Genomic DNA, 26,570 nt, shown 5'->3' with positions numbered 1-26,570 from the left:
TCTTTGATGCGAGCGCATTATAGAGGATTTTTTTTTGTGACGTAACATCAAAAGCAACCGTTTGCGTCATTTTTTTCATTAATTTTGAATTTCACCCTGTTTGAACAATTTTCAGACACAACAAGCTTAGTAACAAGCTATCACTTTGCCATACGAGCAGCCTTTGATATAAAGGCACTAATTGATGTAAGAGATCTCGAATTAATGACAAAGCTTTTTTATCATTCACTCAGCCGTGGCTTCACTCTATTTTTGATGACTCTTCTTGTGAGTGGCTGCCAAATTGATTCCGAACCGAAAAGTGAACTTGACCAGATCCGTGAACGCGGCGTCTTGCGTGTGGGTACATTAAACAACCAGCTCTCTTACTACATCGGTCCTGATGGCCCTTCTGGGTTGGATTATGAATTAGCCAGAGAATTTGCAGCACAACTGAATGTAAGACTTGAGATGAAGCCCGCTTATCGCCTCTCAAGTCTGTTTCCTGCGCTCAAAAATGGCGAGATAGATATCATTGCCGCAGGTCTTAGCCAATCGGAAGAACGCCTGAAAGACTACCGCGCCGGTCCTGCTTACTACTACGTATCTCAACAAGTGGTGTATAAAAAAGGCCAATGGCGTCCGCGTAATATTCAGCAGCTTGTCGATAAGCAACAAGAGCTTGAAGAACAAAATGACGGCCACCCTATTTTTAGTGTGGTTGATGATTCTCACTTTGAAACGACGCTCAACGGACTAAAGAAAGACTACCCTGATTTTGATTTCCATATTGATACCAATTCAGACGTTAACGATCTGCTCAAAAGCGTTTCTGAAGGTTCATTGCTGTTTACTATGGCAGATTCAGTAGAAGTTTCACTTTCTCAGCGTATTTACCCTGACCTCGCGTCTGCCTTTGAAGTGACGGAAGACCAACCTATCTCTTGGTTTATGCGTCGTTCACAAGACGAAAGCCTGTATGCCATGATGATTGAGTTCTTTGGTGAACTGAAACAATCAGGCTCGCTAGCATCATTAGAAGAAAAGTATATTGGTCACATTGGCACTTTCGACTATGTAGATACGCGTGCATTTATTCGGGCACTTGATAACCGACTGCCTAAATGGGCACCACTATTCCAGAAATATTCGGATGAATTTGACTGGCGCTTGATTGCGGCACTGGCTTATCAGGAATCTCACTGGAACCCTAGAGCTAAATCGCCAACTGGTGTACGTGGCATGATGATGCTGACGCTACCAACAGCGAAAAGTGTTGATGTCTCCAACCGTCTTGACCCTGAACAGTCGGTCAGAGGTGGGGTCGAATACTTACGAAGAATGGTGGCACGAGTTCCTGATTCGATTTCTGATCACGAAAAAATCTGGTTTGCCCTTGCGTCTTATAACGTCGGTTACGGTCATATGATGGATGCTCGTCGACTCACCAAACTTCAGGGCAGTGATCCGGATACTTGGGCAGAAGTAAAAGACAGACTACCTTTGTTACGTCAGAAGAAATATTTCTCGAAGACCATCTATGGTTATGCACGTGGTGATGAGGCGAGAAACTATGTTGAGAACATACGTCGTTACTACCAAAGTATCATCGGCCATTTAGAGCAGCAGAAAGTGGTTAGTGTCGAATCTGGCACCGATGACATCACGGTGATTCATTTACCGGAAGAGGATGAAAGTGATGAAAGTACCCTTGATGAGTCTATTGATGATTCGCAAAACGATGAAGAGAGCTTAGATTCTGAGCAAGCAGAATCTACAAGCGATAACCCTGCATCAATTCAAAAATAAACACTTGATTTTTTTCTTCGGAACCCATAAATAGATATGTGCATCCGCTCTTACTCTACAAATAAAAACAAGTAAGAGTCGGATACATAAAAACGTCAAATAAGTTTGATAGTTTGGCGCCCTGATTGGATGAATAATTGGGGTTTGTTGTGATAGTTAGTACTGAAAGGGGGACGTTTTATGCTTAAACGCAGGCCTAAACTCCTTAACAAAGCAGTATCAGCTAACCGCCGTCGCCGTATGCTAGCCAATACAAAAAAGAAAGTGCTAGCACGTCATCGAGCGTATGTACATTTGGAAGAACAGTACTTGTAATCAGCTGATATTTTAGGGACGCAAACATCTACGAATGTAGATGTTTGCCAAAGACCCACTACCACTCTTTTTTCACTCGTCTTATTTTGTTCTATCCCGCGACTTCCCACTTGTTACTTTTATTTATCAACCGTTTGATCTCGTTTCTGTTCATCTTTTAATGCTTTAATTTCTTTGCGACGGCGCTTGAAGAAGGCTTGTAGCTGCTGGCGACACTCATCCTCTAATAAACCTTTTTCTATCGTGGCGTAGTGATAAGCCGCGGGGCTGTCAAAGATGTTCAATACCGTACCTGCAGCACCGGCTTTAAGATCAGGAGCACCATAGACAATTCGCTTAACTCGACTATGTAATAAAGCACCAGCACACATAGGACAAGGTTCCAGCGTGACATACAACGTTGTATCTAACAGGCGATAGTTTTCTAACTTCTCTCCCGCCTGACGTAATACCTGAATTTCAGCGTGAGCCGTTGCGTCATGATTACCAATTGAACGGTTCCAGCCTTGAGCGATGATTTCACCATCTTTAACCAATACCGCGCCTACAGGAACTTCTCCTTGCTCTTCAGCCTTAGCGGCTAAAGCCATCGCTTGGCGCATAAAGTCTTCGTCTTGTGGGCTAAATTCCGCTTGGGATTCCGTCATTATTCTCTCTCTTGTTGGACTTGGGTTTGCTTGCCCTTTATTGGACGAAATTATACAACAGCTTCGGCTGATAAGCTTTGCGCAAGGTAATCCACCAGCAGGCGGACTTTGGCCGAGAGATGCCGATTGTGAGGATAAAGCGCCCACACTCCTTCTCTGTCATCACGATAGGAAGGAAGTACTTCGACTAATGCTCCTGAAGCTAAGTGTTCACTGACGTAGTAATCCGGTAGCTGAACCATGCCCATTCCACGCAGTGCAGCATCCAACAAAACGATCCCGCTATTACAGTTAATATTGCCTTTCACCCGAATAGAGCGTGATTGACCGTGTTCCTTGAAACGCCAGTGATCATAAGTTCCAATCAAACATTGATGTTTATTAAGCTCAGACAATGTATGAGGCACGCCAAAGCGAGCCAAGTATTCTGGCGTTGCACAAACATATAACTGTCGATTACTCAGTTTCTTTGCACGAAAACTGGAGTCGTCTAACTGCCCCAAACGGATTGCCAGATCAACACCTTGTTCAATTAAGTCGAGCTTTTGGTTAGTGAGCACTAACTCTAAATTTAGCTGTTCATGTTGCTGAAGAAACTGATGAAGCAGAGGCGCAATTTTTTGCTCTCCGTAAGTCACTGGTGCAGTCACTTTTAGTTTGCCTTGCGGCGTTTGCTGCATTTGAGTAACGGTTTGCTCTGCTTGCTCTAAACCTTCAACCAACACTCGACATTGCTGAAAGTAAACCAGCCCTGCTTCAGTCAGAGACACCTTGCGTGTCGTTCTTACCAACAGCTTCACTTTCAGTCGCTCTTCAAGCGTTGCGACACGGCGACTGATGTTCGCCACCGAAGTGTTTAAGCGCAGCGAGGCCTGAGTGAAGCTTCCACACTCAGCAACCGCTATAAATTCGTTAATTCCTTCCCAACCTGCCATCAACAACTCTTTTTGATTATTACAATAGTGTAAAAGTTATTCTCATTTTCACCCAATTATTAACCAAAGAGAAGCTTCTATACTAAAAGACTACTGATGGTGTTGGGAGTACACCAAACACTCCTCGTTATTGATTGAAAGGATGACCACATGTCACAAGACAAATTCATAAAATCACGCGCTGCGGTTGCGTGGGGTCCAAACCAACCACTTAAAATTGAAGAAGTGGATGTGATGCTTCCTCGTAAAGGTGAAGTGTTAGTACGAATTGTGGCATCAGGTGTTTGTCATACTGATGCATTCACGTTATCCGGCGAAGACCCAGAAGGCGTGTTCCCATCTATTCTTGGTCACGAAGGTGGCGGTATTGTTGAGATGGTGGGTGAAGGTGTTACTTCTGTTGAAGTTGGCGACCACGTGATTCCTCTTTACACCGCAGAATGTGGCGAGTGTAAATTCTGTAAATCAGGTAAAACCAACCTATGCCAAGCGGTTCGCGCAACACAAGGTAAAGGTTTAATGCCTGATGGTACAACTCGCTTTTACAAAGATGGTCAGCCTATTTATCACTACATGGGTTGCTCAACCTTCTCTGAATACACTGTACTGCCTGAAATTTCTCTTGCGAAAGTGAATAAAGAAGCACCACTAGAAGAAATCTGTCTATTAGGTTGCGGTGTCACAACGGGTATGGGCGCGGTAATCAACACAGCTAAAGTGAAGAAAGGCGACACTGTCGCTATCTTCGGTTTAGGCGGTATTGGTCTTTCGGCGATTATCGGTGCTCGCATGGTTGGCGCAAGTCGCATCATAGGTATCGATATCAACGAGAAGAAATTCGAACTAGCGAAACAGCTTGGTGCAACAGACTGTATCAATCCGCAACACTTCGACAAGCCGATTCAGGAAGTGATTGTTGAGATGACAGACGGCGGCGTTGACTTCTCATTTGAATGTATCGGTAACGTAAACGTGATGCGTCAGGCTCTTGAATGCTGTCATAAAGGCTGGGGCGAATCCGTTATCATCGGTGTTGCTGGTGCAGGTCAAGAGATCTCTACTCGCCCATTCCAATTGGTCACTGGCCGTGTATGGCGTGGTAGTGCATTTGGCGGCGTTAAAGGTCGTTCACAACTTCCGGGCATCGTTGAGCAATACCTTGCTGGTGAGTTTGGCCTGCAAGAGTTTATCACTCACACAATGGCCTTAGATGAGATTAACGATGCGTTCGATTTGATGCATGCTGGCGAAAGTATTCGCTCTGTCGTTCACTTCAATAAGTAGTGCAGAACGATATCTAAAAACAGCGTATACCCTATAACTTCGAGTGGCTGCGAACTTTAGCAGCCACTACAAAAAACTGGGTATAGGAGGAAGAATGAGTTTAATTAATCATAGCCAAGCGAAAGTTTTCGATGGCTGGCACAAGCAATACATTCATCAATCCAGCACACTCAATTGTGAAATGCGCTTTGCCATTTATCTGCCGTTAGAAGCGACCGAAGATAAACCGGTACCTGTGTTGTATTGGTTATCAGGTCTCACCTGTACTGACGAAAACTTTATGCAGAAAGCGGGCGCTTTCAAAAAAGCCGCAGAGTTAAGGATTGCGATTGTCGCTCCAGATACCAGCCCTAGAGGTGAAGGTGTTCCTGATGATCCGGAAGGAGCTTACGATTTTGGCCTCGGTGCAGGTTTTTATCTTAATGCTACCCAAGAACCATGGCAGGAATATTATCAGATGTACAGCTACATCGTTGATGAACTGCCACAGCTGATAGAAGCAAACTTCCCCGTTAGTAAGCGCAAAGCCATTTCAGGGCATAGTATGGGTGGTCACGGCGCATTGACTATTGGCATCAAGAACCCAACGGCTTATTCGTCGATATCTGCATTTAGCCCTATATGTCATCCGATGGCCGTACCATGGGGACAAAAAGCGTTTCGCAATTACTTAGGTGAAGACAAGAGCAAATGGCTACAGTATGACGCAGTCGAGCTAATGAAAACTCATCTAGTGACAGCGCCAATATTGGTTGACCAAGGAAACGCAGATAGTTTCTTAACTGAGCAGCTCAAACCAGAGACATTACAATCAGCCGCTATCGAAGCAAAGGCAAACTTAACTCTGCGTATTCAGCCAGGGTATGACCACAGCTACTACTTCATTCAGACATTTATCGATGATCACCTAGAGTTTCACGCTAAATATCTAAAAACTGAGTACTGATTTATCTCAATTCAAAAAGCCCGCGACATGCGGGCTTTTGTATCGATTGATGCTTTTAGCTCGCTCAAACACCTAGGTATTAAACTCACTGTATTTGGACAACATGGTTTGCAGAGCGACCGTTTGCTTACTTCCGTTTCGGTCAAGCCAAGATACTTCCATAGTGATCGTTTTTACCCCCAATGTGGAATTAGGTTCATTCACGTCCCACCTCACGGTATAAATAGGATCTTGGTTACATACATAGGAAGCAATACTACTATCATAGTCGGGCGTTTTAATTCGTAGATGTGTCGCTTTCGAGCCTCGTGTTCGAAACCACTCTAATCTCTGTTCCGCAACATTCAACGCTTTAATACTGTGTAAAGCATAATCGGCACGTTGCTCAATATAAGCTTGGAGCTTAATAAGACCCAAAGCACTAACACCAATCAAAGCGAAAGTAATCATCACTTCAATCAAACTAAAACCTGACTGTTTGTTTTTATTCTGCATACCAAGATCCTTCTCTCCACCTTGGTGGATTAACATTTGCCTGTACGTTGTTGATGACATCACCATTAAAATTGACCTCTAATGAATCATTAAACACCGCTGCCTGCCCTGGTGTATCAAAGTATTGCCCACCAGATAAACTGAACGCACCATATTGATAATATGAAGCTATGTTGCGATAAGACCGCTCAATAACAGAAGTAGGATGATTCAACATCCTATCCGCAACAAAGCCTCTCCATTGATGGTGAGAAGCAATAAACTCTCGATTAAAATGAAACAAAACCCCTTTGAACGGCTCAGACGAGCCTCCGGGAGGCTTGCCCATCACAGAAAAAACACCTTCGTGGACAAGTATTAAAACGCCGTTAGTAGCAGCAGCCGCATTGACCAAGTTATTGTATTCAGACATTTTGATCTCACATCCCCCTTCAACCCAGAGGAAATGTTTGCCAGAGCGAATTTGCGATGCCAAAGCGCTGCCGCAATTATACACTTGCTTAGGATACCCAACGCCCTCCATCACAGTTACTTTGTCACTCATTTTCACCTTGTCATGTTCGTGAGCAGGGACATTAAAGAACTGTTCAAATAGAGATAAATGGGCATCTTGTACGAAATCTTTTCCTAAATGTCCCCACGATTGACCGAAAGAGCGATGAGAACTAAGACAGTCTTTGTAACCGGGGTTACTAAAATCTTCATAGGGTTTTCTGCCGTGAACCACTCCCTGATTAACCAACGATGGTGAATAAAAGCGGCTTCCATAACGAAGCGCGACACACTCCCAACCTCTTTCTGTTAACTTGCCGGGATCAGGTGTCGCAAATGACAAGCTAGAATGGAAATACAGATCTGCGTTTGACTGTATTGCTCCTGAGCTCAGTCTATTCTTAATTTGAATTTCTTTTTCTACAGTACTGTATCCACTTTTTGCCACCACTCGCTGTCCATAAATTGAAGGCACAAAAGAAGCAATCACACCATGCCCAGATCCACAATCAGTAATATTTTGTGGAACCTTATTTTCAGCTCGAAACTGCGCATAACCACACTCGATAGCACCTTCCGCTAACCAATGGTTTTGCCGGGATTTAATTTCATTTTGGGAGCGTTTAATTTGGTAGAAGAGTGATTTCTGAGAGCCCAGTGTAACCGTTAACGCTACCATCAATAAAATAGAAGTAACCGCTAAAGTGGTAACACCTTTTTGTAAGTTCCTACTCATTGCCAGTTCCTCTGCGTCACTTTGAGCTCTAGATATTGATTAATTTCGGGGTCTTTAGTCAGATGCGCTTTCATACGAACAGTAACAAAAGCACTTTCCGCATCATTACTGTCAATGTCGTAACGCTTAACTGTAAACTCACTTACTGATACTTGGTTAGGGTCAAACAGTGAATAACAATTGCCAAATTGAGTGGCGGCAGAATAAACAGAGATCAGCGTTGGCCGACTTTTTTCACAGAACATCAGACTAGATGTTTTACTGTTTAACCAATACAACACGTGTCTATACTCGGAAGGAGAACTAGAGCGAACTTTATAGACATACCCCAGGGCATTCGGTTGGCTATGGACATATGTGACCTTTGACTCGCCCAAAAATCGTGCTGATGTATCAATTCCATCATCGTACCCAGCTCTCAATATGTCCTCTTTAAGTTGATACAATGTACTTGATATGTTCTGCAGCAGCATAATTTGCTTACTTTTTTCACTAGCAGATTTTTGAGTTGAAAGGAGCACACTCCCCATGGTCGTTAACGCTATTCCTCCTAGTAGAGCTGCAACCATGAATTCGACAATGGAAAAACCACTAAATTTGCGAACTGCACTGCGAGAAACCATAGAACTCTCCTCCTTCTGCACAAACAATGATTCGACTAGCACCAAACGAACTTCTTAGATTCAACGGTTCCTCCATCACATTGGTTAATGCAAAACGTAAGGTGCCATTGGTTATCTTGCCTCTGATGCCATTGAACTTAATTTGATTCGATAGGTAATTGGATTGGAAAAATATGTTTCGATACCTGTCTCCTGTCATAACTTGTATCGTCTCCCCAGCACCTAAAGTTTCAGAATCAGTTACACGGATAGACCACTTCCCTGTGACCGTCGGATTACTATCCATTTCAATATGTGCCCAGAGATCTGCGTTACGAAAGACAGCTTCTGATTTCGCCTGAACAAGAAACCCATGCAATTCAGAAGCTAAGTTTATGATTTTGTGTTTCTGTTGGTAGAGATAAAGATTCGGTGCAGCAAAAGCTAACAACACCGACATAACGGAAATCGTAATCAGCATCTCCAGTAAAGTGAACCCGCGAAGCATTTCCCAAATTCCTCTGTAAGTCTTGCAATTAATATGAATCAACTTGCAACAATACTAACAGGTACTAAAAATGGCGTAGGTTGATATGGAGAAGTAATAGAAATGATTCGTACATTTTACTGCAAGATAGCGTCACGTAAGCATCAAGGTTTGACACTCATCGAATTAATCTTAGTTGTTGCCATCATTGGAATTCTAGGGTCTATCGCCTACCCCAACTACAGTGACCATATTAGAAAAGCACATAGAAAACAGGCAATGGCCGATATGTCTAAATTGCAGCTCTACTTGGAAGAGCACTACGACAATGGTTATTCAGCCGATACCATAATGACGAACGGTATTTGCAACAGCTTTTGCGAAGTTGATAGTGACAGATATGAGATATCGGCGACCGTCAGTAAAACAGGTTATTTAATAACAGCAACACCAAAAGCAACAAAAGGACAGAACAACGACACCTGCTTAGGGAATACCTATACCAAGTTGACGCTATCACATACAGGAGAAAGCTTACCCAGCGGTTGCTGGTTGTAAGTTTCAAGTACAAATAAGGCCAGCAATGCTGGCCTTATTTTTATATCTAGTCACCAGAGATTAGCTGGTTAGATCATCGAAGAACTTCTTAACACCGTTGAAGAAACCTTCTGATTTAGGTTTGTGCTTTTGACCCGCTTCACCACCAAAAGAGTCTTCCAGTTCACGTAATAGTTCTTTTTGACGAGAGCTGAGTTTCACAGGTGTTTCTACCACCAGCTTCACTAGCAAGTCACCAATTGCGCCACCACGTACACTCTTCACGCCTTTACCACGCATGCGGAACATACGGCCTGTTTGCGTCTCTTCTGGCACTTTAAGGTTTACACGACCGTCAAGAGTTGGTACTTCAACTTCACCGCCAAGAGCTGCCATAGCGAAGCTTACAGGTACTTCACAGTACAGATTGTTGCCATCACGTTCAAAAATATGGTGCTCTTTCACGTGGACTTGTACGTACAAATCACCTGCTGGTGCACCCATTTCGCCCGCTTCTCCTTCGCCAGATAAACGGATGCGATCGCCTGTATCCACACCAGCTGGGATCTTAACGTTAAGCGTTTTAGTTTTTTGCTTGCGACCTTGACCATGGCAGTCATTACATGGGTCTTTAATGATCTTGCCCTTACCATTACAGGTAGGACAGGTTTGTTGTACAGCAAAGAAGCCTTGACGCATTTGCACTTGACCGTGGCCATGACAGGTTCCACAGGTTTGTGCAGATGTGCCTTTCTTAGCACCAGAGCCATTACAAGTATCGCAATGAACCAGTGTTGGTACTTCGATTTCTTTGCTACAACCGCGAACCGCTTCTTCTAGAGTCAGTTCCATGTTGTAACGTAGATCAGCACCACGCTGCGCACGAGGACCGCCGCCGCCACGACGAGCACCGCCGAAGATGTCACCAAACACATCACCGAAGATGTCACCAAAATCGGCACCGCCACCACCAAAGCCGCCACCGCCCATGCCGCCTTGTTCAAAGGCTGCATGACCATATTGGTCATAAGCGGCTTTTTTCTGATCATCTGTCAGAATTTCGTACGCTTCTTTTACTTCTTTAAACTTATCCGCAGCAGTCGCATCACCCGGATTACGGTCTGGGTGGAATTTCATTGCTAGACGCTTATACGCCTTTTTAATATCGCGCTCTGAGGCATCACGGCTAACGCCTAATACTTCGTAAAAATCACGTTTTGACATGTTTTAAACTACCAATTACTTTGAGCGAGAAGCGCAGTGCTTCTCCGTCTTTTATCAATCAATCTAGATAATATTACTGACAACAAATTTAGTTTTTACTTAGCAATCAATATGTTGACGCTATCAGTTGACGAGCAAATAGTATTATCTAGATAGACTCTACAACTAGAAACATGCGGGCGAGAGAGAAACTCTGACGCCCGCAAGTAAATAGAATGAATCGTGAACACAGATGACTTGTCATTAAACAAGCCATCCGTTTACAACAAATTATTTCTTGTCGTCTTTCACTTCTTCAAATTCAGCGTCAACAACATCGTCGTCTTTAGATGCTGATTGCTGCTCAGCGCCCGCACCTTGTTGTGCTTGTGCTTGCTGTTGAGCAATTTCCATTAGCTTTTGAGAAGCTTCCATCAACGCTTGAACTTTTGCGTCGATTTCTGCTTTGTCGTCGCCTTTCTTCGCAGTTTCTAGTGCTGCTACAGCGGCTTCGATTTTCTCTTTGTCTTCTGCTGGAAGAGCTTCACCTGCTTCAGCAACTTGTTTTTGAGTTGCGTGAATCATTTGGTCAGCTTGGTTACGTGCAGTTGCTAGTTCTTCGAACTTCTTGTCCGCTTCTTTGTTAGCTTCTGCTTCTTGTACCATTTTCTCGATTTCTTCATCGCTCAAACCGCCAGAAGCTTGGATAGTGATCTTCTGCTCTTTACCAGTTTGTTTATCTTTCGCAGATACGTGCAGGATACCGTCCGCATCTAGGTCGAAGATAACTTCGATTTGAGGCATACCACGTGGTGCAGGTTGAATACCTTCTAGGTTGAATTGACCTAGAGACTTGTTATAAGTCGCTTGCTTACGCTCACCTTGTAGTACATGAATCGTTACTGCGCTTTGGTTGTCTTCAGCTGTTGAGAACACTTGATTCGCTTTAGTAGGAATGGTTGTGTTTTTCTCAATTAGCTTAGTCATAACGCCACCCATAGTCTCGATACCTAGAGACAGTGGAGTTACGTCTAGAAGAAGTACGTCTTTAACGTCACCAGCAAGTACACCACCTTGAACTGCAGCACCAACCGCTACTGCTTCATCAGGGTTCACGTCTTTACGTGGCTCTTTACCGAAGAACTCAGAAACTTTCTTCTGAACCATAGGCATACGAGTTTGACCACCAACTAGGATAACGTCAGTGATGTCGCCTACAGACAGATCAGCATCCGCTAGAGCAACTTTTAGTGGATCTAGTGAACGTTGAACTAAGTCTTCAACTAGAGATTCTAGTTTCGCACGTGAAACTTTGATGTTCATGTGCTTAGGACCAGTCGCATCTGCCGTGATGTATGGTAGGTTCACGTCAGTTGACTGTGCTGAAGACAGTTCGATTTTCGCTTTCTCTGCCGCTTCTTTTAGACGTTGCATTGCAAGCGGATCGTTCTTCAGGTTGATACCTTGTTCTTTGTTGAACTCGTCAACCAAGTAGTTGATCAGACGGTTATCAAAGTCTTCACCACCTAGGTGAGTGTCACCGTTGGTAGAAAGAACTTCGAAAGTCTTCTCGCCTTCAACTTCATCGATTTCGATGATTGAAATATCGAATGTACCACCACCAAGGTCGTATACAGCGATAACGCGGTCGCCGCCTTTCTTATCCAAACCGTAAGCTAGAGCAGCTGCAGTTGGTTCGTTGATGATACGTTTAACTTCTAGACCAGCAATACGGCCAGCATCTTTCGTTGCTTGACGTTGAGCATCGTTGAAATAAGCAGGAACTGTGATTACAGCACCAGTTACTTCTTCACCTAGGAAGTCTTCTGCAGTTTTCTTCATTTTCTTCAGAACTTCTGCTGAAACTTGAGGTGCAGCCATTTTTTGGCCTTTCGCTTCAACCCATGCATCACCGTTATCAGCACGTACAATTTTGTATGGCATGATTTCGATATCGCGCTGAACTTCTTCGTCTTCGAAACGACGACCGATAAGACGCTTAATAGCAAATAGCGTGTTTTCTGGGTTCGTTACAGCTTGACGTTTTGCAGGTTGACCGACCAATGTTTCGCCGTCTGTATATGCAATAATAGAAGGGGTGGTACGCTCACCTTCTGCGTTTTCAATTACGCGAGGTTTGTCGCCGTCTAGTACAGCAACACATGAGTTAGTCGTACCTAAGTCAATACCAATGATTCTACCCATCAGGCTATCTCCGAAATAAATTCTCTGTTCGTTTGTTATGCCCTTATCGGGCCACAAAGCTAAACATGTATGTTTGCTTCTTGTATGCCCCATAGATAAGGGCGGCAAAAAGCATTTCAAGGGGAAAAATGAAAAAAAATTAAAATTATCGGCTTTTCGAGTGATTTTTTTGATGCTGGATAAAAACTCAGCACCCTACAAGCAAATTTCACCAGATAATGATTGTCTTGCGACAAAATAAACGGGAGGCGCTTGCCTCCCGTTTTCGTTCTTTTTCAATAAGATTACTTAGCAACCATTACCATTGCTGGTCGAACTACACGGCCGTTTAACTCGTAACCTTTTTGCATTACGAACATAACCGTGTTTGATTCGTGGTCTGGGCTTTCTTGAATTGACATCGCTTGATGGAATTCAGGATTGAAAGCTTCACCTTCTGGATTAATTTCTTTCAAACCGAACTTCTCAATTACACCAATGAACGTTTTGTGTGTTAGTTCAACACCTTCAATCACAGGTTTAATTGCTTCGTTTTCCATGTCAGCCGCTTGAATCGCACGTTCTAGGTTATCGATAACCGGCAACAGTTCTTCAGCAAAACGGTTCAAAGCAAATTTACGTGCTTTATCAATTTCTTGCTCAGAACGACGACGCATGTTCTCAACTTCAGCTTTAGCGCGTAGAACGCTGTCTTGCTGATCTTTCAAACGCTGTTCAGTAGAAAGCAATGCTGCTTCTAGCTGAGCAATTTTTGCTTCTTGCTCATCAAGCACTTCGCCTTCTTGCGCGTCATCTTGATTCCAATCGATATCAGCATCAGTGCCGACAGCTTCAGCTTCAACTTCAACCGCTTCTGGCTTCAGCTCTTCATCTTTAACTTTGTTTTCTTCGTTGCTCATGATATCTCCTGCATTCCTTCAGTTATCTCTTTTACGTAATAACCGCTAAGGAACTGAATTCTCTTTTACGTTCTTGACACAAAAATTCGCATAAAAGCGTAACTTGCCCTTATTATGGGGATGAAGAATTTTGATTCAAGCCTAATTCAGTTGGAAACTTATGAAAAAACCATTTGAAGTCATCGCCATCATTGGCAAGCCTAGAGATCAACAAGCAATTCAGACTCACAAAGAATTGTATCAGTGGCTTACAACTCTAGGTTATTCCGTATTTATTGACGACAGGCTCAAAGAAATCTTAACGGATATTCCTCAACAACACTTTTCTAGTTTAATCGAACTTGGCAAAAAGGCAGACCTTGCGATTGTTGTCGGTGGTGATGGCAATATGCTGGGCGCAGCTCGCGTACTATCTCGCTTTGATATTTCCGTTATCGGTGTCAACCGTGGCAATTTGGGCTTTCTAACCGATTTAAACCCTGAAGATTTCCAATCACGCTTACAAGCGGTATTGGCAGGCGACTATATGAAAGAAGAGCGTTTCTTATTGGAAGCGGAAGTTCATCGCCACGGACAAATCAAAAGCCACAATGCGGCTTTGAACGAAGCTGTGCTTCACCCTGGCAAAATTGCCCATATGATCGAGTTCGAGGTGTATATTGATGACAAGTTCGCTTTCTCTCAGCGTTCAGACGGTCTGATCATCTCTACCCCAACAGGTTCCACAGCCTATTCTCTTTCTGGTGGCGGTCCTATTGTCTCCCCTAGCCTCAATGCGATTACACTGGTGCCAATGTTCCCACACACACTTTCTTGTCGTCCATTAGTGGTTGATGGTAAGCGCCGTATTAAATTGGTGGTGTCACCAGACAACCGAGGTACTCAGGAAGTCAGTTGCGATGGTCAAATATCACTACCAGTATCTCCGGGTGATGAAGTGATCATTTATCAAAGCCCCAATGTACTCAAGTTAATCCACCCGAAGGATTACAGTTACTACAGTGTATTGAGAAGCAAGTTGGGTTGGTCGAGTAAATTGTTTTAAACCAACCACTTCACTTTCTAGTCACTATCGACCTCGGTTAATAATACCGAGGTCTTTTTATAGAAAAATATTAATATTTGATAGATTTTTTTAGTTTTAATTTATTTTCCATCATAAATTTATTTAGCCCTTGCGACTTATTTGTGAGCCATGATTTATTCCACATTCAAGTTAAGGACTTCGGTCACAATTATTATTTCCGTCAATTTACTTACCAATAAACTTGGTTAAGAATCCTTCCATCAGTCAACCAGCTATAACTCACAGCGGATTTAGATATGAGTAAAAATCTAAAAATTCAAAATAAGTTATGGTCAAGCTCCCTAGCTTGGTACACGCACGACTATCAAATCTCAATCTTACCTTCTTTTGCACACGCCTAGTCTGCTAGGTTGTTTCTGCATTCTTCCGAATCTTTTAAACAATCAGTATCAACGCTAAATCTATTTATATCGTTTTTCGATACTTGCATTCTTCTTTATTAATTTAAAGTTATGGCTTGGTCATTCTTAAATAGATTTATTTAACTCGAATTTTATCGCTAATTATTTAGCGCGATATTTTGCACCCTAAATATATAACGGGTGTCGAATAATATCGCCTGAAAAAATTAAAATATTCAAAGGTATTATCATGGAAAACTTTAAACACTTACCAGAACCATTCCGCATTCGTGTTGTTGAGCCAGTAAAACGTACAACTCGTGAATATCGTGAAGAAGCCATTCTTAAAGCGGGCATGAACCCATTCCTGCTAGACAGTGATGATGTGTTTATCGACCTTTTAACAGATAGTGGTACCGGTTCTATTACACAAAGAATGCAAGCAGCAATGCTCATGGGTGACGAAGCATACAGTGGCAGCCGCAGCTACTATGCACTTGCGAATGCTGTGAAAGATATCTTCGGTTATGAGTTAACTATCCCAACTCACCAAGGCCGTGGTGCTGAGCAAATCTATATTCCTGTACTGATTAATAAACGTGAGAAAGAAAAAGGCCTAGATCGTTCAAAAATGGTCGCTTTATCTAACTACTTCTTTGACACCACTCAAGGTCACACACAAGTAAACTGCTGTGTAGCGAAAAACGTTTATACCGATGAAGCTTTCGATACTTCGGTAAACGCAGATTTCAAAGGTAACTTTGATATCGCGAAACTGGAAATGGCGATTGAAGAAGCAGGACCTGCAAACGTACCTTACATTGTCAGCACGATTACTTGTAACTCGGCAGGTGGTCAGCCTGTCTCTATCGCTAACTTAAAAGCGGTATACGAAATTGCTCAACGCTACGATATTCCAGTCATCATGGACTCTGCTCGTTTTGCCGAGAATGCTTACTTTATCCAACAACGTGAGCCGGGCTACCAAGATTGGACTATCGAAGAAATCACTCGTGAAACCTACAAATATGCAGATGGCTTAGCGATGTCTGCTAAGAAAGACGCGATGGTTCAAATGGGCGGTCTGTTGTGTTTCAAAGATGAGTCAATGATGGACGTTTACACTGAGTGTCGTACGCTTTGTGTGGTTCAGGAAGGTTTCCCTACTTATGGTGGCCTTGAAGGCGGTGCAATGGAACGCCTTGCTGTCGGTCTTTACGATGGTATGCGTCAAGACTGGCTAGAGTACCGAATCGGTCAGGTTCAGTACCTTGTTGATGGCCTTGAAGCCATTGGGGTTGTATGTCAGCAGGCTGGCGGTCACGCTGCATTCGTTGATGCTGGCAAACTATTACCTCACATCCCTTCACATCAGTTCCCAGCTCATGCTTTGGCTTGTGAACTCTACAAAGTAGCAGGTATCCGCGCGGTGGAAATCGGTTCGTTACTGTTGGGTCGTGACCCTGCAACCGGTAAACAACACCCTTGTCCTGCTGAGTTGTTACGTTTAACCATTCCTCGTGCTACTTACACTCAAACACATATGGACTTCGTTATCGAAGCATTTGGGAAAGTAAAAGAGAATGCTCACAACGTGAAGGGACTCGATTTCACTTACGAGCCACCAGTGCTACGCCACTTCACCGCTCGTCTAAAAGAAATTGAATAATAACTAAATCAAGCGCGCCTAATTGGCGCGCTATTTCCCTCTAAATCGAGCAAAACAAAATCTATAAATTTAGCGGGCTTTTTCCTCAACATGAAACTTAAACAAGAGTAACGATTATGAACAATAATCCATCTTTAGTAGGCGGAGCTTGTATCATAGCAAGCGTCTGTGTAGGGGCTGGAATGTTAGGTTTACCGAGCGCAGGAGCAGGCGCTTGGACTACTTGGTCTCTTATCGCAATTACCTTCACCATGATCATGATGACACTCTCAGGCTGGATGCTATTGGAAGCATTCAAACGCTATGATCTTAAAGTGTCTTTTAACACTGTAACCAAAGATATTCTCGGCGATAACGTCAACCGAATTAATAATTTAGCGGTGTATTTTGTAGGCGGTATCTTACTTTATGCGTACATCACTTCTTCAGGTTTAATTCTGGAAGGTGTCTTAGGCATTAATAATAAAATCGCGTCAGTCCTGTTTGTTGCTGTTTTCTCTCTTTTCGTTTGGCACTCTACTCGAGCAGTCGACAGGATCTCTATTGTTCTTATAGCCTTTATGGTACTGAGTTTTGTTTTTGGTGTTTCGGGTTTAGCCGTCAACATCGATGCGAGCGTACTGTTCGACCGCATCAGCGAAGAATCTAATTACGCTCCATACGCTATGGCTATGCTGCCTGTGGCGTTAACTTCGTTTGGCTATCATCACTCAGTAGCCAGTATGCGTTCTTACTACGGATGTGAGCATCGCGCAAAATACGCCATTCTCGGTGGTACTGTTATCGCGCTGTGTCTGTACTTCCTATGGATGGTCAGTATTTACGGTAACCTACCACGCAGCAACTTCGGTCCAGTGATCGAGCAAGGCGGTAACGTTGAAGTTCTGCTAGCTGCATTAGGTTCTGTGATTGATTCAGACAAGGTATCGCACGCAATCAACACCTTCTCTATGGCAGCCATTCTTTCGTCGTTCATCGGTGTAGGCTTAGGTGTTTTTGATTTTCTGGCAGACCTGTTCAAATTTGAAGACAACAAACAAGGCCGCACTAAAACGTGGGTCGTAACATTTGTTCCACCACTCGTCCTTTCTTTATTGTTCCCTTTCGGCTTTGTTCTGGCGATTGGCTATGCCGGTGCAGCAGCAACAATCTGGGCGTGTTTAATTCCGGCTTTATTGGCTCGTAAATCACGTACTTTAGAAGGTGGACAAGAAGGATTTATGGCACCGGGTGGCAACGCCATGATCGGCATGCTGATCTTATTTGGTATCGCAACCGCTGTGTTCCACTTTATGTCAATGATGAACCTATTACCTACATTCAGCGGTTAAGTCAGATTTACTACACCAATGACAACCCACTAATTACGAGATTTACCATGGCAGAAATACTCAATACAACAAAAGCACCACTGGCAATTGGACCTTATGTACAAGGTGTCAATCTGGGTGGAATGGTCATTACCTCGGGGCAATTACCAATTAATCCAGAAACGAAACAGATGCCTGAAGATGTTGCAGAACAAACCTTGCAATCACTCAATAATGCTTTGGCTATCATTGAAGAAGCCGGTTTAAGTGCAAGCAACATTGTTAAGACTACGGTTTTCGTCAAAGATTTAAATGACTTTCCAGTCGTAAACAAAGTCTATGGCGAGTTTTTTGAAAGCCACCAAGCCTCTTTTCCAGCACGCTCATGCGTAGAAGTCGCTCGCCTGCCTATGGATGCGAAAGTGGAAATTGAAGTGATAGCGACCAAGTAAGCGCTATTCGCTAGATAATAAAAAAGACGCTTAAAGCGTCTTTTTTATTTGAATTTATGCAATGTACGTTAGCCCTAATACACCAACTACAGCAAGTGTCGCGCCAAACATCATGATACTTGATAGTTTGTCAGCCAATGTCGATTGCGATTTACTTTTTTCCGAAGTGCTTTTCTTTTCTAAAAGCGAAAGAAGTGCTGAGTTCATGATTTACTACACCTTGTCACATTGTATACAGGTTGCGTATTCTATCTTTTTTGTGAACCTCGTCAAACTATTTAATGCACATTTAGTAATCAATACAAAACCGAATCTCGCATTAAACAAAGCGTCTATTTCGAGAAAGCCAGCGCTACCAAGCAACTCAACTTAAGCCTCATCAAATGGACCAAGCACAGTACCATTTCCAACGCTAAAAATTTTCACACATCCATCTTTACTGTATAAAGAAACAGTATATACTGTTCAAAAATACAGTATTGTTTAATTGTACAGGTGACGGAAAATGCTGGCTCATTTAAGCGTAAACAACTTTGCAATCGTGAAATCTTTGCAGCTTGAGCTTTCACAAGGAATGACGACCATTACTGGCGAAACAGGCGCTGGTAAATCTATTGCTATTGATGCCCTAAGCTTATGTCTTGGTGGGCGTTCAGAAGCGAGCATGGTTCGACAAGGTGAAGACAAAACCGAAGTCAGCGCTTCATTCATCCTAGATAACAATATTAACGCCACTCGTTGGTTGGAAGACAACGATCTGCTGGACGGCAAAGACTGCATATTGCGCAGAACCATTACTAAAGATGGTCGTTCACGCGCATTTATCAACGGTAGCCCTGTTCCGGGCTCTCAACTAAAAGCGCTAGGTCAGTTACTGATAAATATCCATGGTCAACATGCGCATCAACAACTGATGAAACCAGAACAACAACTGGCGATGTTGGATCAATATGCTAACCACACAAACCTGTTGGAAAGTACGCGTATCAGTTACCAAAACTGGCGTCAGTCGAATAACCAATTGAAGCAACTCAAAGAAAACCGCTTACAAAACCAAGCGCAGCTACAACTTTTGGAATACCAAATTAAAGAGCTGAATGAGCTTTCTATTGGTGAAGAAGAATATAGCGAAATAGAACAAGAGCATAAGCGCTTATCTAACAGTGGCGATCTTGCATTGAACTGCCAAAAAGCGATCACTTTGATTGATGAAGGTGAAGAAGTGAACGCACTGAGCTTATTACAGTCCACCAGTCACACCTTAATAGAACTGGCAGAAATGGACAGCTCACTTTCAGCGCTACCAAATATGATTGCCGAAGCGATTATTCAGTTGGAAGAAGCAAACAACGAACTTCGTTCATACCTCGATCATATTGATGTAGACCCTGAACGAATGGCTTATGTAGAAGAACGCTACTCAAAAATCATGTCTCTTTCGCGTAAGCATCACGTTCTCCCTGAAGAGTTGTATCAGCATCATCAAGATCTACTCAAACAAATTGAGCAACTTGATAGCTCTGATGAAAAACTCGCTGAACTGGAAGCTGACGTAGCAAAACAGTATCAAGAGTTTCTTACTCAAGCTGAGAAGTTAAATAAATCTCGCATTCGCTACGCTAAAGAGTTGGATAAACTGATTAGTCAAAGCATGCATGAATTGAGCATGGAGAAAGCCCAATTCAAAATTGATATTCATAGCCAAGTGGATCACCCAACCCCATTAGGTATCGACTCAGTGACCTTCTTGGTGTCAACCAACGCAGGCCAGCCGCTTCAACCTATTGCTAAAGTAGCATCAGGTGGTGAGCTATCTCGTATATCACTCGCTATCCAAGTGATCACTGCACAGAAAGTCGATACACCTAGCTTGATCTTCGATGAAGTGGATGTGGGTATTTCAGGTCCAACGGCGGCTGTGGTTGGCAAAATGCTGAGAAAGTTAGGGGAATCAACACAGGTTCTTTGTGTGACTCACTTACCTCAAGTTGCGGGTTGCGGTCATAACCAAATGTTTGTTGCAAAACAAACCAAGGGCGGTAAAACCGAAACACAGATGGTAAAACTCAATAACGAGCAACGAGTCTCTGAATTAGCACGTCTGCTCGGTGGTAGTCAGATTACTGAATCGACACTAGCCAACGCAAAAGAGCTGCTAATTGCTGCATAGCACACAAAAGTAGCGATTTTTTGTCTACGCTTTGCAACCAAATTCAAAATTCGTAGTCTCAACTAGCTCATAGTGATTTGATGTTTTTACATTCGCTGTGAGCTTGTTTATTATCTTGCGAGTTTTATTTTACGGTTTATAGAAGTTTGAATATGCAGTTTACCAAATGGCTTATTGCCATTCCCCTAGCAGTGACTACCTTGTCTGGCTGCTCATTACTAGAAAAATTGGTTTATCGAATCGACATCAACCAAGGCAACTATGTTGAACAAGAATCCGTAAATAAATTGAAATTTGGTATGAGCAAAGAGCAGGTACGTTTCGTTCTTGGATCACCAATGCTGATAGAAAATGGTTACCCTGACACTTGGTACTATATCTATCACCATACTGAAGGGCACAAAGATTCCGAGCAAAAGAACCTTATCGTCAATTTCAACCCTGCGGGTACGTTGACCAACGTTTCGGGTGATTTTCCAGCGGGTGATTCGTTTTTCGAAGGCATCAACTAGAGTAATTACCATATAAGGTTTCTCTACAGAATTTCAGACCTTAAATGCAAAAAAAAAAGAGCTTGTTTCATACAAGCTCTTTTTTATTCGCATACATTATTTCGAACTGGCTGCTTGAGCTCTTTGCTGCTCTACTCGCTTACGGCGAATTTCTTTCGGGTCAGCCAACAACGGGCGGTAAATTTCAATTCTGTCTCTGTCACGCACTGTTGAGTCAAGCTTCACGTTACGGCTAAACACACCCACTTTGTTTACTTTCAAGTCAATCTCTGGATACATGGACAAAATACCAGACGTCTGAATGATCTCTTCTACCGTCATGTCTTTGTTTACGACAAGATTCAGCACTCGTTGTTCATTTGGCAAGGCATAAACAACATCAACATGAATAATATCCGATTCAATACTCATTATGCGTACACCTGCTTTGCGCGTTTCGTGAAAGCATTAACCATGTTGCTGGTCAACTCATTAAAAATTTTACCAAACGCCAGTTCAATCATCTTGCTCGAAAACTCGAACTCCAACTTCAGTTCGACCTTACAAGCCTGATCGTCTAGTGGCGTAAAATGCCACCCACCGCGTAAGGTTTTAAACGGGCCATCAACCAATTTCATCATGATAGACTCTCCATGACGCAACTCGTTTGATGTAGTAAATGTTTTGCTTATACCGGCTTTAGACACATCAACAGATGCTATCATTGCCTCCGGCGATGATTCCAATACACGAGTACCTGAGCAACCCGGCAAGAACTCAGGGTAGCGAGCGACATCATTAACTAAATGAAACATCTGCTCTGCACTAAACGACACCAACGCAGAACGACTAATTTGTTTCATCTTTACTCCTCATCTTTGCCCGGACATATCGGTTAGCGCTGATTGTACTGTCATACTTATGTCACCTCAAGTAAACGCACATTGCTACTTGTTAGGCAACGCAGTTAACCTTATGCTACGCAAAGAAAAGCATTTCCTATCTATTCACCAAATCCGTATAATGCGCCCACTATGGTAAAGAAAAATTCAAAGACAAAAGCGGGTAGCAACACTATCGCGCTTAACAAAAAAGCTCGCCATGAATACTTTATTGAAGATGAACTAGAAGCAGGGCTTGAGCTACAAGGCTGGGAAGTTAAATCTCTTCGTCAAGGCAAAGCAAATATCGCTGAAAGCTACGTTTTCATGCGAGACGGAGAAGCTTTTGTTTCTGGTATGACTATTACTCCGCTACAACAAGCCTCAACGCATGTTGTAGCTAACCCTACTCGCGTTCGTAAACTGCTATTAAGTCGTCGTGAACTCGACAACCTATTCGGTCGAATTAACCGTGAAGGTATGACTTTAACTGCGTTGTCTCTTTACTGGTCTCGCTCTTGGGTAAAACTCAAAGTTGGCGTTTCGAAAGGTAAAAAACTTCACGATAAACGTGATGATTTAAAAGAAAAAGATTGGGCGAGAGAGAAAGCACGCGTAATGAAGAGCTCATTGCGTTAATCTTGACCAAACAGACGCACAGCGCTAGACAGGCAATGCTTTTCTGGTACTATGCATCAACAACCTTGGGGCTGATTCTGGATTCGACGGGAATTTTGAAGTCTGAGGTGCATGCCGAGGTGCGGTAGGCCTCGTTAACAAACCGCAAAAAAATAGTCGCAAACGACGAAAACTACGCACTAGCAGCTTAATACCCTGCTAAGAGCCTCTTTGCCCTAGCTTCCGCTCGTAAGACGGGGAATAACAAAGAGTCAAACCCAAACAAGCTAGCTCGGATTCTCCCGCCTGAGAGATGAACAGCGAATTATAATTCAGGATAGTCATTCATTAGCGTGTCGGTTCGCAGGTGGGTGGCGAAATTAAAGATCGACTAAGCATGTAGTACCAATGGTGAATGATTTTCGGACGCGGGTTCAAATCCCGCCAGCTCCACCAATTCAACATTTAAAGACGTCTCAGGACGTCTTTTTTTGTACCCGCACCAACGAAAAATCAATAACTTAGCATCCAATAGTATCTCAAGGTGTTTCACTACATCTTTGACTTTTAGTAACCATTGTAGGAACCTTAGTATTGTGTTCCTTACTTTTGGTTCCTAACATGCCTAGACAAACGAAACCGCTCACAGCAACAGAAGTCAAAAACGCGAAGCCTAAAGAAAAAGAGTACAGCCTTGTTGACGGCCAAGGTCTCAAACTGAGGGTTTTGCCAAGTGGCTCTAAGCAATGGCAACTCAATTACTACAGACCAACAAATGGTAAACGAGCAAATCTCAACTTAGGACGCTATCCAGATGTTTCTCTTGTACAAGCACGAAAAAGTGCTCTAGAAGCAAGAGAGTTGATCGCACAAAGAATTGATCCTCAGGAACATAAAGAGCAAAAGTTACAGGAACACAAAGCGATTCATGAACATACATTTTTGAATGTTTCTAAAGAATGGTTTGAAATCAAAAAACACGATGTCACCCCTGACTATGCCGTTGATATTTGGCGTTCTCTTGATTTACACATTTTCCCCTCCCTCGCTGATACACCGGTTAAACAAATTACAGCTCCACAAGTCATAGACCTTCTTAAGCCAATTGAGGCCAAAGGTAGCTTGGAAACAGTTAAGCGACTAGTTCAAAGGCTAAATGAGGTAATGAACTATTCTGCCAACTGTGGCCTCATCCAAGCCAACCCCTTGACTGGTATTCGTGCTGCTTTTAAAAAGCCCAAAAAAGAAAATATGGCCGCATTAGCGCCGACAGAGCTCCCTGAACTCATGGGAGCTATCGCTAATGCCAGTATAAAGCGTACTACTCGTTGTTTAATTGAGTGGCAACTTCACACTATGACACGTCCTGCAGAAGCCTCTGGCGCGCGTTGGAACGAAATTGACTGGGATGAGAAAATTTGGACCATTCCTGCCGAGAGAATGAAAAAAAGAAGAGAGCACCGCATCCCGCTCACAGAGCAGATGCTGGCGCTATTAGAAGTAATGAAGCCGATAAGCGGCCATCGTGAATTTATCTTTCCTTCAGATCGCGATCCAAAGAAACCATGTAACAGCCAAACGGCAAATATGGCTCTAAAACGTATGGGTTTTGCTGGAAGGCTGGTTAGCCATGGTCTACGTTCCTTAGCAAGTACCACACTTAATGAACAAGGTTTTGATCGCGATTTAATTGAAGCAGCGTTAGCACACGTGGACGATAACCAGGTACGCAGTGCTTATAACCGTACTGACTACCTTGAGCGTAGAAAGCCAATGATGTGCTGGTGGAGCGGATATATAGAAGAGGCCGCCAAAGGCAGTCTCTCTGTGACAGGGACTAAGCAATTAAAAGTGATTTAATCCATCGACTGAACTGAGTTTGCTAAACGCCTCTCATGGCTTAGAGGCGTAGTGTAAAAACGTTGCTCAATACCGTAAAGGAGATATTTTAGTTCATCGTCAGTTTTAATTTCGAATTTTCCGTTATCGGCATCGAAACGTAATTTTTGATCACAATAGCTGTGAATATATGAAAGCATCTGATCCCGCTCTTCTGGTTCCATTGCGTTCAATGTATCCATTGCTAGGGCAATACGCTTTCTATTCGGTTTTGATACCTTTGCCAGGTTATAATCGTCAGCTAACTCAATGAAGTCTTCTTTCAAAAACTGCTCAACCTCTTGATCTGTAGCTTCTTTATAAAGGATATCAATTCCCTTAAAAATACTCGAAATCGCCGCGAGGTTAGTAAATATGAGCGTATCTGATTGAGTACAATAAATTGCATCCGGTTCGGAGTTGATAACCAAACGATTTGCACCCTCCTCAATTGTTGCGGCTTCACCAAAGACAAGTGTTTTACGACGAATAAATAGTGATGGCGTAACCTTCTGAAAGTAAAAGTCTCCACCTTGAACTGAAAAAACAAAACCAATCTTCCCAAACTGTTCTTTTTTCAGATCGTCATAATCCTTAGAGTCAAATTGGGACTTTAGCAAATCAAGACAAAAAATTTTTTTACTGAATCCTTCAACTTTGAACCAAGCATCTTCATCCAAGTTATGATCTGGGTCATAAGGTACACAGGTAGCAACATCTACTTGAACCTCATCAAACAAGCAATTATTGGATATAAGCTTAAAATAAGGCTTCTTACGCAAGCCTTTAACCTTCGCCAACACATGATCCATTACCACCTCGCTCTATAAACGTATAATTGTTGATCCGACTTGCCAATGGAACATCCACTTCATCGGGCTTCTTGTATTTATATCGACTTATTAAGAAAATAGATGTGCCACTTTTTGTAGTGATATTGTAAAACTCAAAGCCAAAAAGCAAGAATAATGGATTGAAATACAAAGCTTGCGATAGAAATGTGAACACAAACAAGACTCCATACACAAACCAAAGTGTTTCCCAGTTGCCAACACTCAACGCGACGAAAAAGTATCCAAGATAGCTTGGAAGGAAGCTATTATTTGCATGCTCAATGCTGCTAATTTCTTGTGGTTTAAAATCATCCTGACCAAGCAAAGAGCTCAGAAAAATACTAAATCCCGTCAATAAAACGGGAATCAAAAAGTACCCGACATATGACACAAAATTAGGCATCTCAGCTAACAAAAGATATTGGGGGTAAAAATGACCCAAGGTGTACTTTTTCTGCACTAAGAAGATTATCACTAACAATGACGTAGCGTTAAATGTCAGCAACAGGCGATATATAGTGTTTATCATTATCAATCCTTAGCATCTTTCGCTGCCGTTGGGAACTAAGCTACTCTGTCCCTATTAATTTAAAGATCCATCCCTGCACCATTATGCTTCAACCAAGAAACATGTTTTTGGTAGTCCGGCATAATTTTATCGACAAGGTTCCAAAAAGCAGCACTATGATTGCGCTCAATGCGATGTGCTAGCTCATGCACCACGATGTAATCCAGAACTGCGAGTGGTGCCATCAGACAACGCCAGTGAAAGTTTAAGTCGCCCTTTGGTGAGCAAGAGGCCCAGTGGTGCTGAAGCTCCATGACTCGGATTGCACGATAATCCACTCCTAGCTTTGGGGCGAAATGCTCTACCCGTTTACTAATGCGAGATAGCCCTTTGGTGCGATAGAAGTGTTTGAATAGCTCGCTACCATATTCCGCTTTATCGCGGCGCATCAAGAAGTAACCATTTTTCAGGATCAAATCCTCTTTCTGCTCGTCCACCAGCTTTAAGCGATAATTACAGCCCAGGTAGGGGAAGCCTTCACCGCTCACGAACTCCCTCTCGACTTTCGTGCGGTTGAGATCTTCCCACTCTGCAAGGTTGCGATAAATCCAGCTCCGTTTTTCCTCAACGATGCTCTCTACTTTTTCAATATCGTAATTTTCGGGCGCAAGCACAGTAACACTCCCATCCCGTTCGATAAGAATGCTGGTGGTCTTTCGCTTGCTTTGTTTCAAGCTGTATTTGATATCTTTATATTGCAT

General features: G+C 42.9%; 28 protein-coding genes and 1 other RNA gene. 14 read left to right on the top strand and 15 right to left on the bottom strand.

The features are described from left to right. Nucleotides 1-204 precede the first annotated feature (204 nt). Together mltF and HKI82_RS20630 are read left to right on the top strand one after the other, a co-directional pair. The gene (mltF, locus tag HKI82_RS17425; protein WP_171138710.1) at nucleotides 205-1,788 is read left to right on the top strand and encodes a membrane-bound lytic murein transglycosylase MltF; all 1,584 of its coding nucleotides are present in this window, start codon (nucleotides 205-207) and stop codon (nucleotides 1,786-1,788) included. Between the two features lie 180 nt (nucleotides 1,789-1,968). Beyond that, on the top strand, nucleotides 1,969-2,103 hold the full coding sequence (locus HKI82_RS20630) for a hypothetical protein (RefSeq protein ID WP_255209411.1): 135 nt from the start codon (nucleotides 1,969-1,971) through the stop codon (nucleotides 2,101-2,103). Between the two features lie 119 nt (nucleotides 2,104-2,222). On the opposite strand, the gene tadA is transcribed toward HKI82_RS20630, so the two are convergent. After that, entirely contained in the window at nucleotides 2,223-2,750 is a 528-nt protein-coding gene (tadA, locus tag HKI82_RS17420; protein ID WP_102940276.1) for a tRNA adenosine(34) deaminase TadA, read from the bottom strand. 50 nt (nucleotides 2,751-2,800) lie between these two features. After that, a complete protein-coding gene (locus tag HKI82_RS17415) occupies nucleotides 2,801-3,685 on the bottom strand; it encodes a LysR family transcriptional regulator (protein ID WP_102964424.1) in 885 nt (294 codons plus the stop codon). Between the two features lie 150 nt (nucleotides 3,686-3,835). Between HKI82_RS17415 and HKI82_RS17410 the strand changes: the two genes are divergently transcribed. Further along, complete coding sequence (locus HKI82_RS17410; RefSeq protein WP_102964425.1) at nucleotides 3,836-4,969, top strand: S-(hydroxymethyl)glutathione dehydrogenase/class III alcohol dehydrogenase; 1,134 nt, start codon at nucleotides 3,836-3,838, stop codon at nucleotides 4,967-4,969. Between the two features lie 94 nt (nucleotides 4,970-5,063). Next, nucleotides 5,064-5,915: an S-formylglutathione hydrolase gene (fghA, locus tag HKI82_RS17405; protein ID WP_171138709.1), complete on the top strand. Its 852-nt coding sequence runs from the start codon at nucleotides 5,064-5,066 to the stop codon at nucleotides 5,913-5,915. 72 nt (nucleotides 5,916-5,987) lie between these two features. Here fghA and HKI82_RS17400 read toward each other — a convergent pair whose 3' ends face one another. Genes HKI82_RS17400 through HKI82_RS17385 form a run of 4 tightly spaced genes read right to left on the bottom strand, consistent with a single transcriptional unit; the run spans nucleotide 5,988 to nucleotide 8,748 of the window. Then, complete coding sequence (locus tag HKI82_RS17400) at nucleotides 5,988-6,410, bottom strand: type IV pilus modification PilV family protein (RefSeq protein WP_171138708.1); 423 nt, start codon at nucleotides 6,408-6,410, stop codon at nucleotides 5,988-5,990. Beyond that, complete coding sequence (locus HKI82_RS17395; RefSeq protein WP_171138707.1) at nucleotides 6,400-7,638, bottom strand: hypothetical protein; 1,239 nt, start codon at nucleotides 7,636-7,638, stop codon at nucleotides 6,400-6,402. The genes HKI82_RS17400 and HKI82_RS17395 overlap by 11 nt, the downstream gene beginning before the upstream one ends. Next, nucleotides 7,635-8,261: a pilus assembly protein PilW gene (locus tag HKI82_RS17390; RefSeq protein ID WP_102940282.1), complete on the bottom strand. Its 627-nt coding sequence runs from the start codon at nucleotides 8,259-8,261 to the stop codon at nucleotides 7,635-7,637. The genes HKI82_RS17395 and HKI82_RS17390 overlap by 4 nt, the downstream gene beginning before the upstream one ends. Continuing rightward, nucleotides 8,230-8,748 (bottom strand): GspH/FimT family pseudopilin, encoded by a 519-nt coding sequence (locus tag HKI82_RS17385; protein ID WP_102940283.1) that lies wholly within the window; start codon nucleotides 8,746-8,748, stop codon nucleotides 8,230-8,232. The genes HKI82_RS17390 and HKI82_RS17385 overlap by 32 nt, the downstream gene beginning before the upstream one ends. Nucleotides 8,749-8,844: 96 nt before the next feature. Here HKI82_RS17385 and HKI82_RS17380 point away from each other — a divergent pair, with 96 nt between their 5' ends. Beyond that, complete coding sequence (locus tag HKI82_RS17380) at nucleotides 8,845-9,285, top strand: type IV pilin protein (RefSeq protein ID WP_171138733.1); 441 nt, start codon at nucleotides 8,845-8,847, stop codon at nucleotides 9,283-9,285. Between the two features lie 60 nt (nucleotides 9,286-9,345). Here the strand turns inward: HKI82_RS17380 and dnaJ are convergent, their stop codons facing one another. The 3 genes from dnaJ to grpE all read right to left on the bottom strand — a co-directional run bounded on the left by dnaJ (nucleotide 9,346) and on the right by grpE (nucleotide 13,571). Continuing rightward, on the bottom strand, nucleotides 9,346-10,488 hold the full coding sequence (gene dnaJ / locus HKI82_RS17375) for a molecular chaperone DnaJ (RefSeq protein WP_102940285.1): 1,143 nt from the start codon (nucleotides 10,486-10,488) through the stop codon (nucleotides 9,346-9,348). A 270-nt stretch (nucleotides 10,489-10,758) separates the two neighbouring features. Then, nucleotides 10,759-12,672, bottom strand: a complete 1,914-nt coding sequence (gene dnaK / locus HKI82_RS17370; RefSeq protein ID WP_102940286.1) for a molecular chaperone DnaK — start codon at nucleotides 12,670-12,672, stop codon at nucleotides 10,759-10,761. Between the two features lie 284 nt (nucleotides 12,673-12,956). Then, nucleotides 12,957-13,571, bottom strand: a complete 615-nt coding sequence (grpE, locus tag HKI82_RS17365; protein ID WP_042489049.1) for a nucleotide exchange factor GrpE — start codon at nucleotides 13,569-13,571, stop codon at nucleotides 12,957-12,959. 160 nt (nucleotides 13,572-13,731) lie between these two features. Between grpE and nadK the strand changes: the two genes are divergently transcribed. From nadK to HKI82_RS17345, 4 genes are all read left to right on the top strand, one after another. After that, nucleotides 13,732-14,616, top strand: coding sequence for an NAD(+) kinase (nadK, locus tag HKI82_RS17360; protein WP_171138706.1), 885 nt, complete (start codon nucleotides 13,732-13,734; stop codon nucleotides 14,614-14,616). 633 nt (nucleotides 14,617-15,249) lie between these two features. Beyond that, a complete protein-coding gene (tnaA, locus tag HKI82_RS17355) occupies nucleotides 15,250-16,668 on the top strand; it encodes a tryptophanase (protein WP_102940287.1) in 1,419 nt (472 codons plus the stop codon). A 116-nt stretch (nucleotides 16,669-16,784) separates the two neighbouring features. Continuing rightward, nucleotides 16,785-17,999 (top strand): aromatic amino acid transporter, encoded by a 1,215-nt coding sequence (locus HKI82_RS17350; RefSeq protein ID WP_102940288.1) that lies wholly within the window; start codon nucleotides 16,785-16,787, stop codon nucleotides 17,997-17,999. Between the two features lie 47 nt (nucleotides 18,000-18,046). After that, nucleotides 18,047-18,430 (top strand): Rid family detoxifying hydrolase, encoded by a 384-nt coding sequence (locus HKI82_RS17345; protein ID WP_102940289.1) that lies wholly within the window; start codon nucleotides 18,047-18,049, stop codon nucleotides 18,428-18,430. 54 nt (nucleotides 18,431-18,484) lie between these two features. Here HKI82_RS17345 and HKI82_RS17340 read toward each other — a convergent pair whose 3' ends face one another. Continuing rightward, complete coding sequence (locus HKI82_RS17340) at nucleotides 18,485-18,637, bottom strand: hypothetical protein (protein ID WP_171138705.1); 153 nt, start codon at nucleotides 18,635-18,637, stop codon at nucleotides 18,485-18,487. 298 nt (nucleotides 18,638-18,935) lie between these two features. Between HKI82_RS17340 and recN the strand changes: the two genes are divergently transcribed. Further along, nucleotides 18,936-20,600, top strand: a complete 1,665-nt coding sequence (gene recN, locus HKI82_RS17335; protein ID WP_102940290.1) for a DNA repair protein RecN — start codon at nucleotides 18,936-18,938, stop codon at nucleotides 20,598-20,600. 152 nt (nucleotides 20,601-20,752) lie between these two features. Beyond that, entirely contained in the window at nucleotides 20,753-21,112 is a 360-nt protein-coding gene (gene bamE / locus HKI82_RS17330) for an outer membrane protein assembly factor BamE (protein WP_042489066.1), read from the top strand. 96 nt (nucleotides 21,113-21,208) lie between these two features. On the opposite strand, the gene HKI82_RS17325 is transcribed toward bamE, so the two are convergent. Together HKI82_RS17325 and HKI82_RS17320 are read right to left on the bottom strand one after the other, a co-directional pair. Continuing rightward, entirely contained in the window at nucleotides 21,209-21,523 is a 315-nt protein-coding gene (locus tag HKI82_RS17325) for an RnfH family protein (protein ID WP_102940291.1), read from the bottom strand. Next, nucleotides 21,523-21,954: an SRPBCC family protein gene (locus tag HKI82_RS17320; RefSeq protein WP_102940292.1), complete on the bottom strand. Its 432-nt coding sequence runs from the start codon at nucleotides 21,952-21,954 to the stop codon at nucleotides 21,523-21,525. Before HKI82_RS17320 ends, HKI82_RS17325 begins: the two co-directional genes overlap by 1 nt. Before the next feature lie 171 nt (nucleotides 21,955-22,125). Here HKI82_RS17320 and smpB point away from each other — a divergent pair, with 171 nt between their 5' ends. The 3 genes from smpB to HKI82_RS17305 all read left to right on the top strand — a co-directional run bounded on the left by smpB (nucleotide 22,126) and on the right by HKI82_RS17305 (nucleotide 24,450). After that, nucleotides 22,126-22,611 carry an SsrA-binding protein SmpB gene (smpB, locus tag HKI82_RS17315; RefSeq protein WP_171138704.1) on the top strand — a complete coding sequence of 162 codons (486 nt, stop codon included), beginning with the start codon at nucleotides 22,126-22,128 and terminating at the stop codon, nucleotides 22,609-22,611. 67 nt (nucleotides 22,612-22,678) lie between these two features. Beyond that, nucleotides 22,679-23,046: a transfer-messenger RNA gene (ssrA, locus tag HKI82_RS17310) on the top strand. 165 nt (nucleotides 23,047-23,211) lie between these two features. Then, nucleotides 23,212-24,450, top strand: a complete 1,239-nt coding sequence (locus HKI82_RS17305; protein ID WP_171138703.1) for an integrase domain-containing protein — start codon at nucleotides 23,212-23,214, stop codon at nucleotides 24,448-24,450. Here the strand turns inward: HKI82_RS17305 and HKI82_RS17300 are convergent. From HKI82_RS17300 to HKI82_RS17290, 3 genes are read right to left on the bottom strand one after another with little or no spacing between them, the layout of a single operon-like run. Continuing rightward, a complete protein-coding gene (locus HKI82_RS17300) occupies nucleotides 24,447-25,280 on the bottom strand; it encodes an ATP F0F1 synthase synthase (RefSeq protein WP_171138702.1) in 834 nt (277 codons plus the stop codon). The genes HKI82_RS17305 and HKI82_RS17300 overlap by 4 nt on opposite strands. Then, nucleotides 25,255-25,830, bottom strand: a complete 576-nt coding sequence (locus HKI82_RS17295) for a hypothetical protein (RefSeq protein WP_171138701.1) — start codon at nucleotides 25,828-25,830, stop codon at nucleotides 25,255-25,257. Before HKI82_RS17295 ends, HKI82_RS17300 begins: the two co-directional genes overlap by 26 nt. A 59-nt stretch (nucleotides 25,831-25,889) precedes the next feature. After that, a complete protein-coding gene (locus tag HKI82_RS17290) occupies nucleotides 25,890-26,570 on the bottom strand; it encodes a M48 family metallopeptidase (protein WP_171138700.1) in 681 nt (226 codons plus the stop codon).

The sequence above is a fragment of the Vibrio plantisponsor genome (assembly GCF_013041605.1).
Classification (GTDB): domain Bacteria; phylum Pseudomonadota; class Gammaproteobacteria; order Enterobacterales; family Vibrionaceae; genus Vibrio; species Vibrio plantisponsor.
Note: the sequence above shows the minus strand (reverse complement) of the source record. Positions and strands in the feature narration are given on the sequence as shown.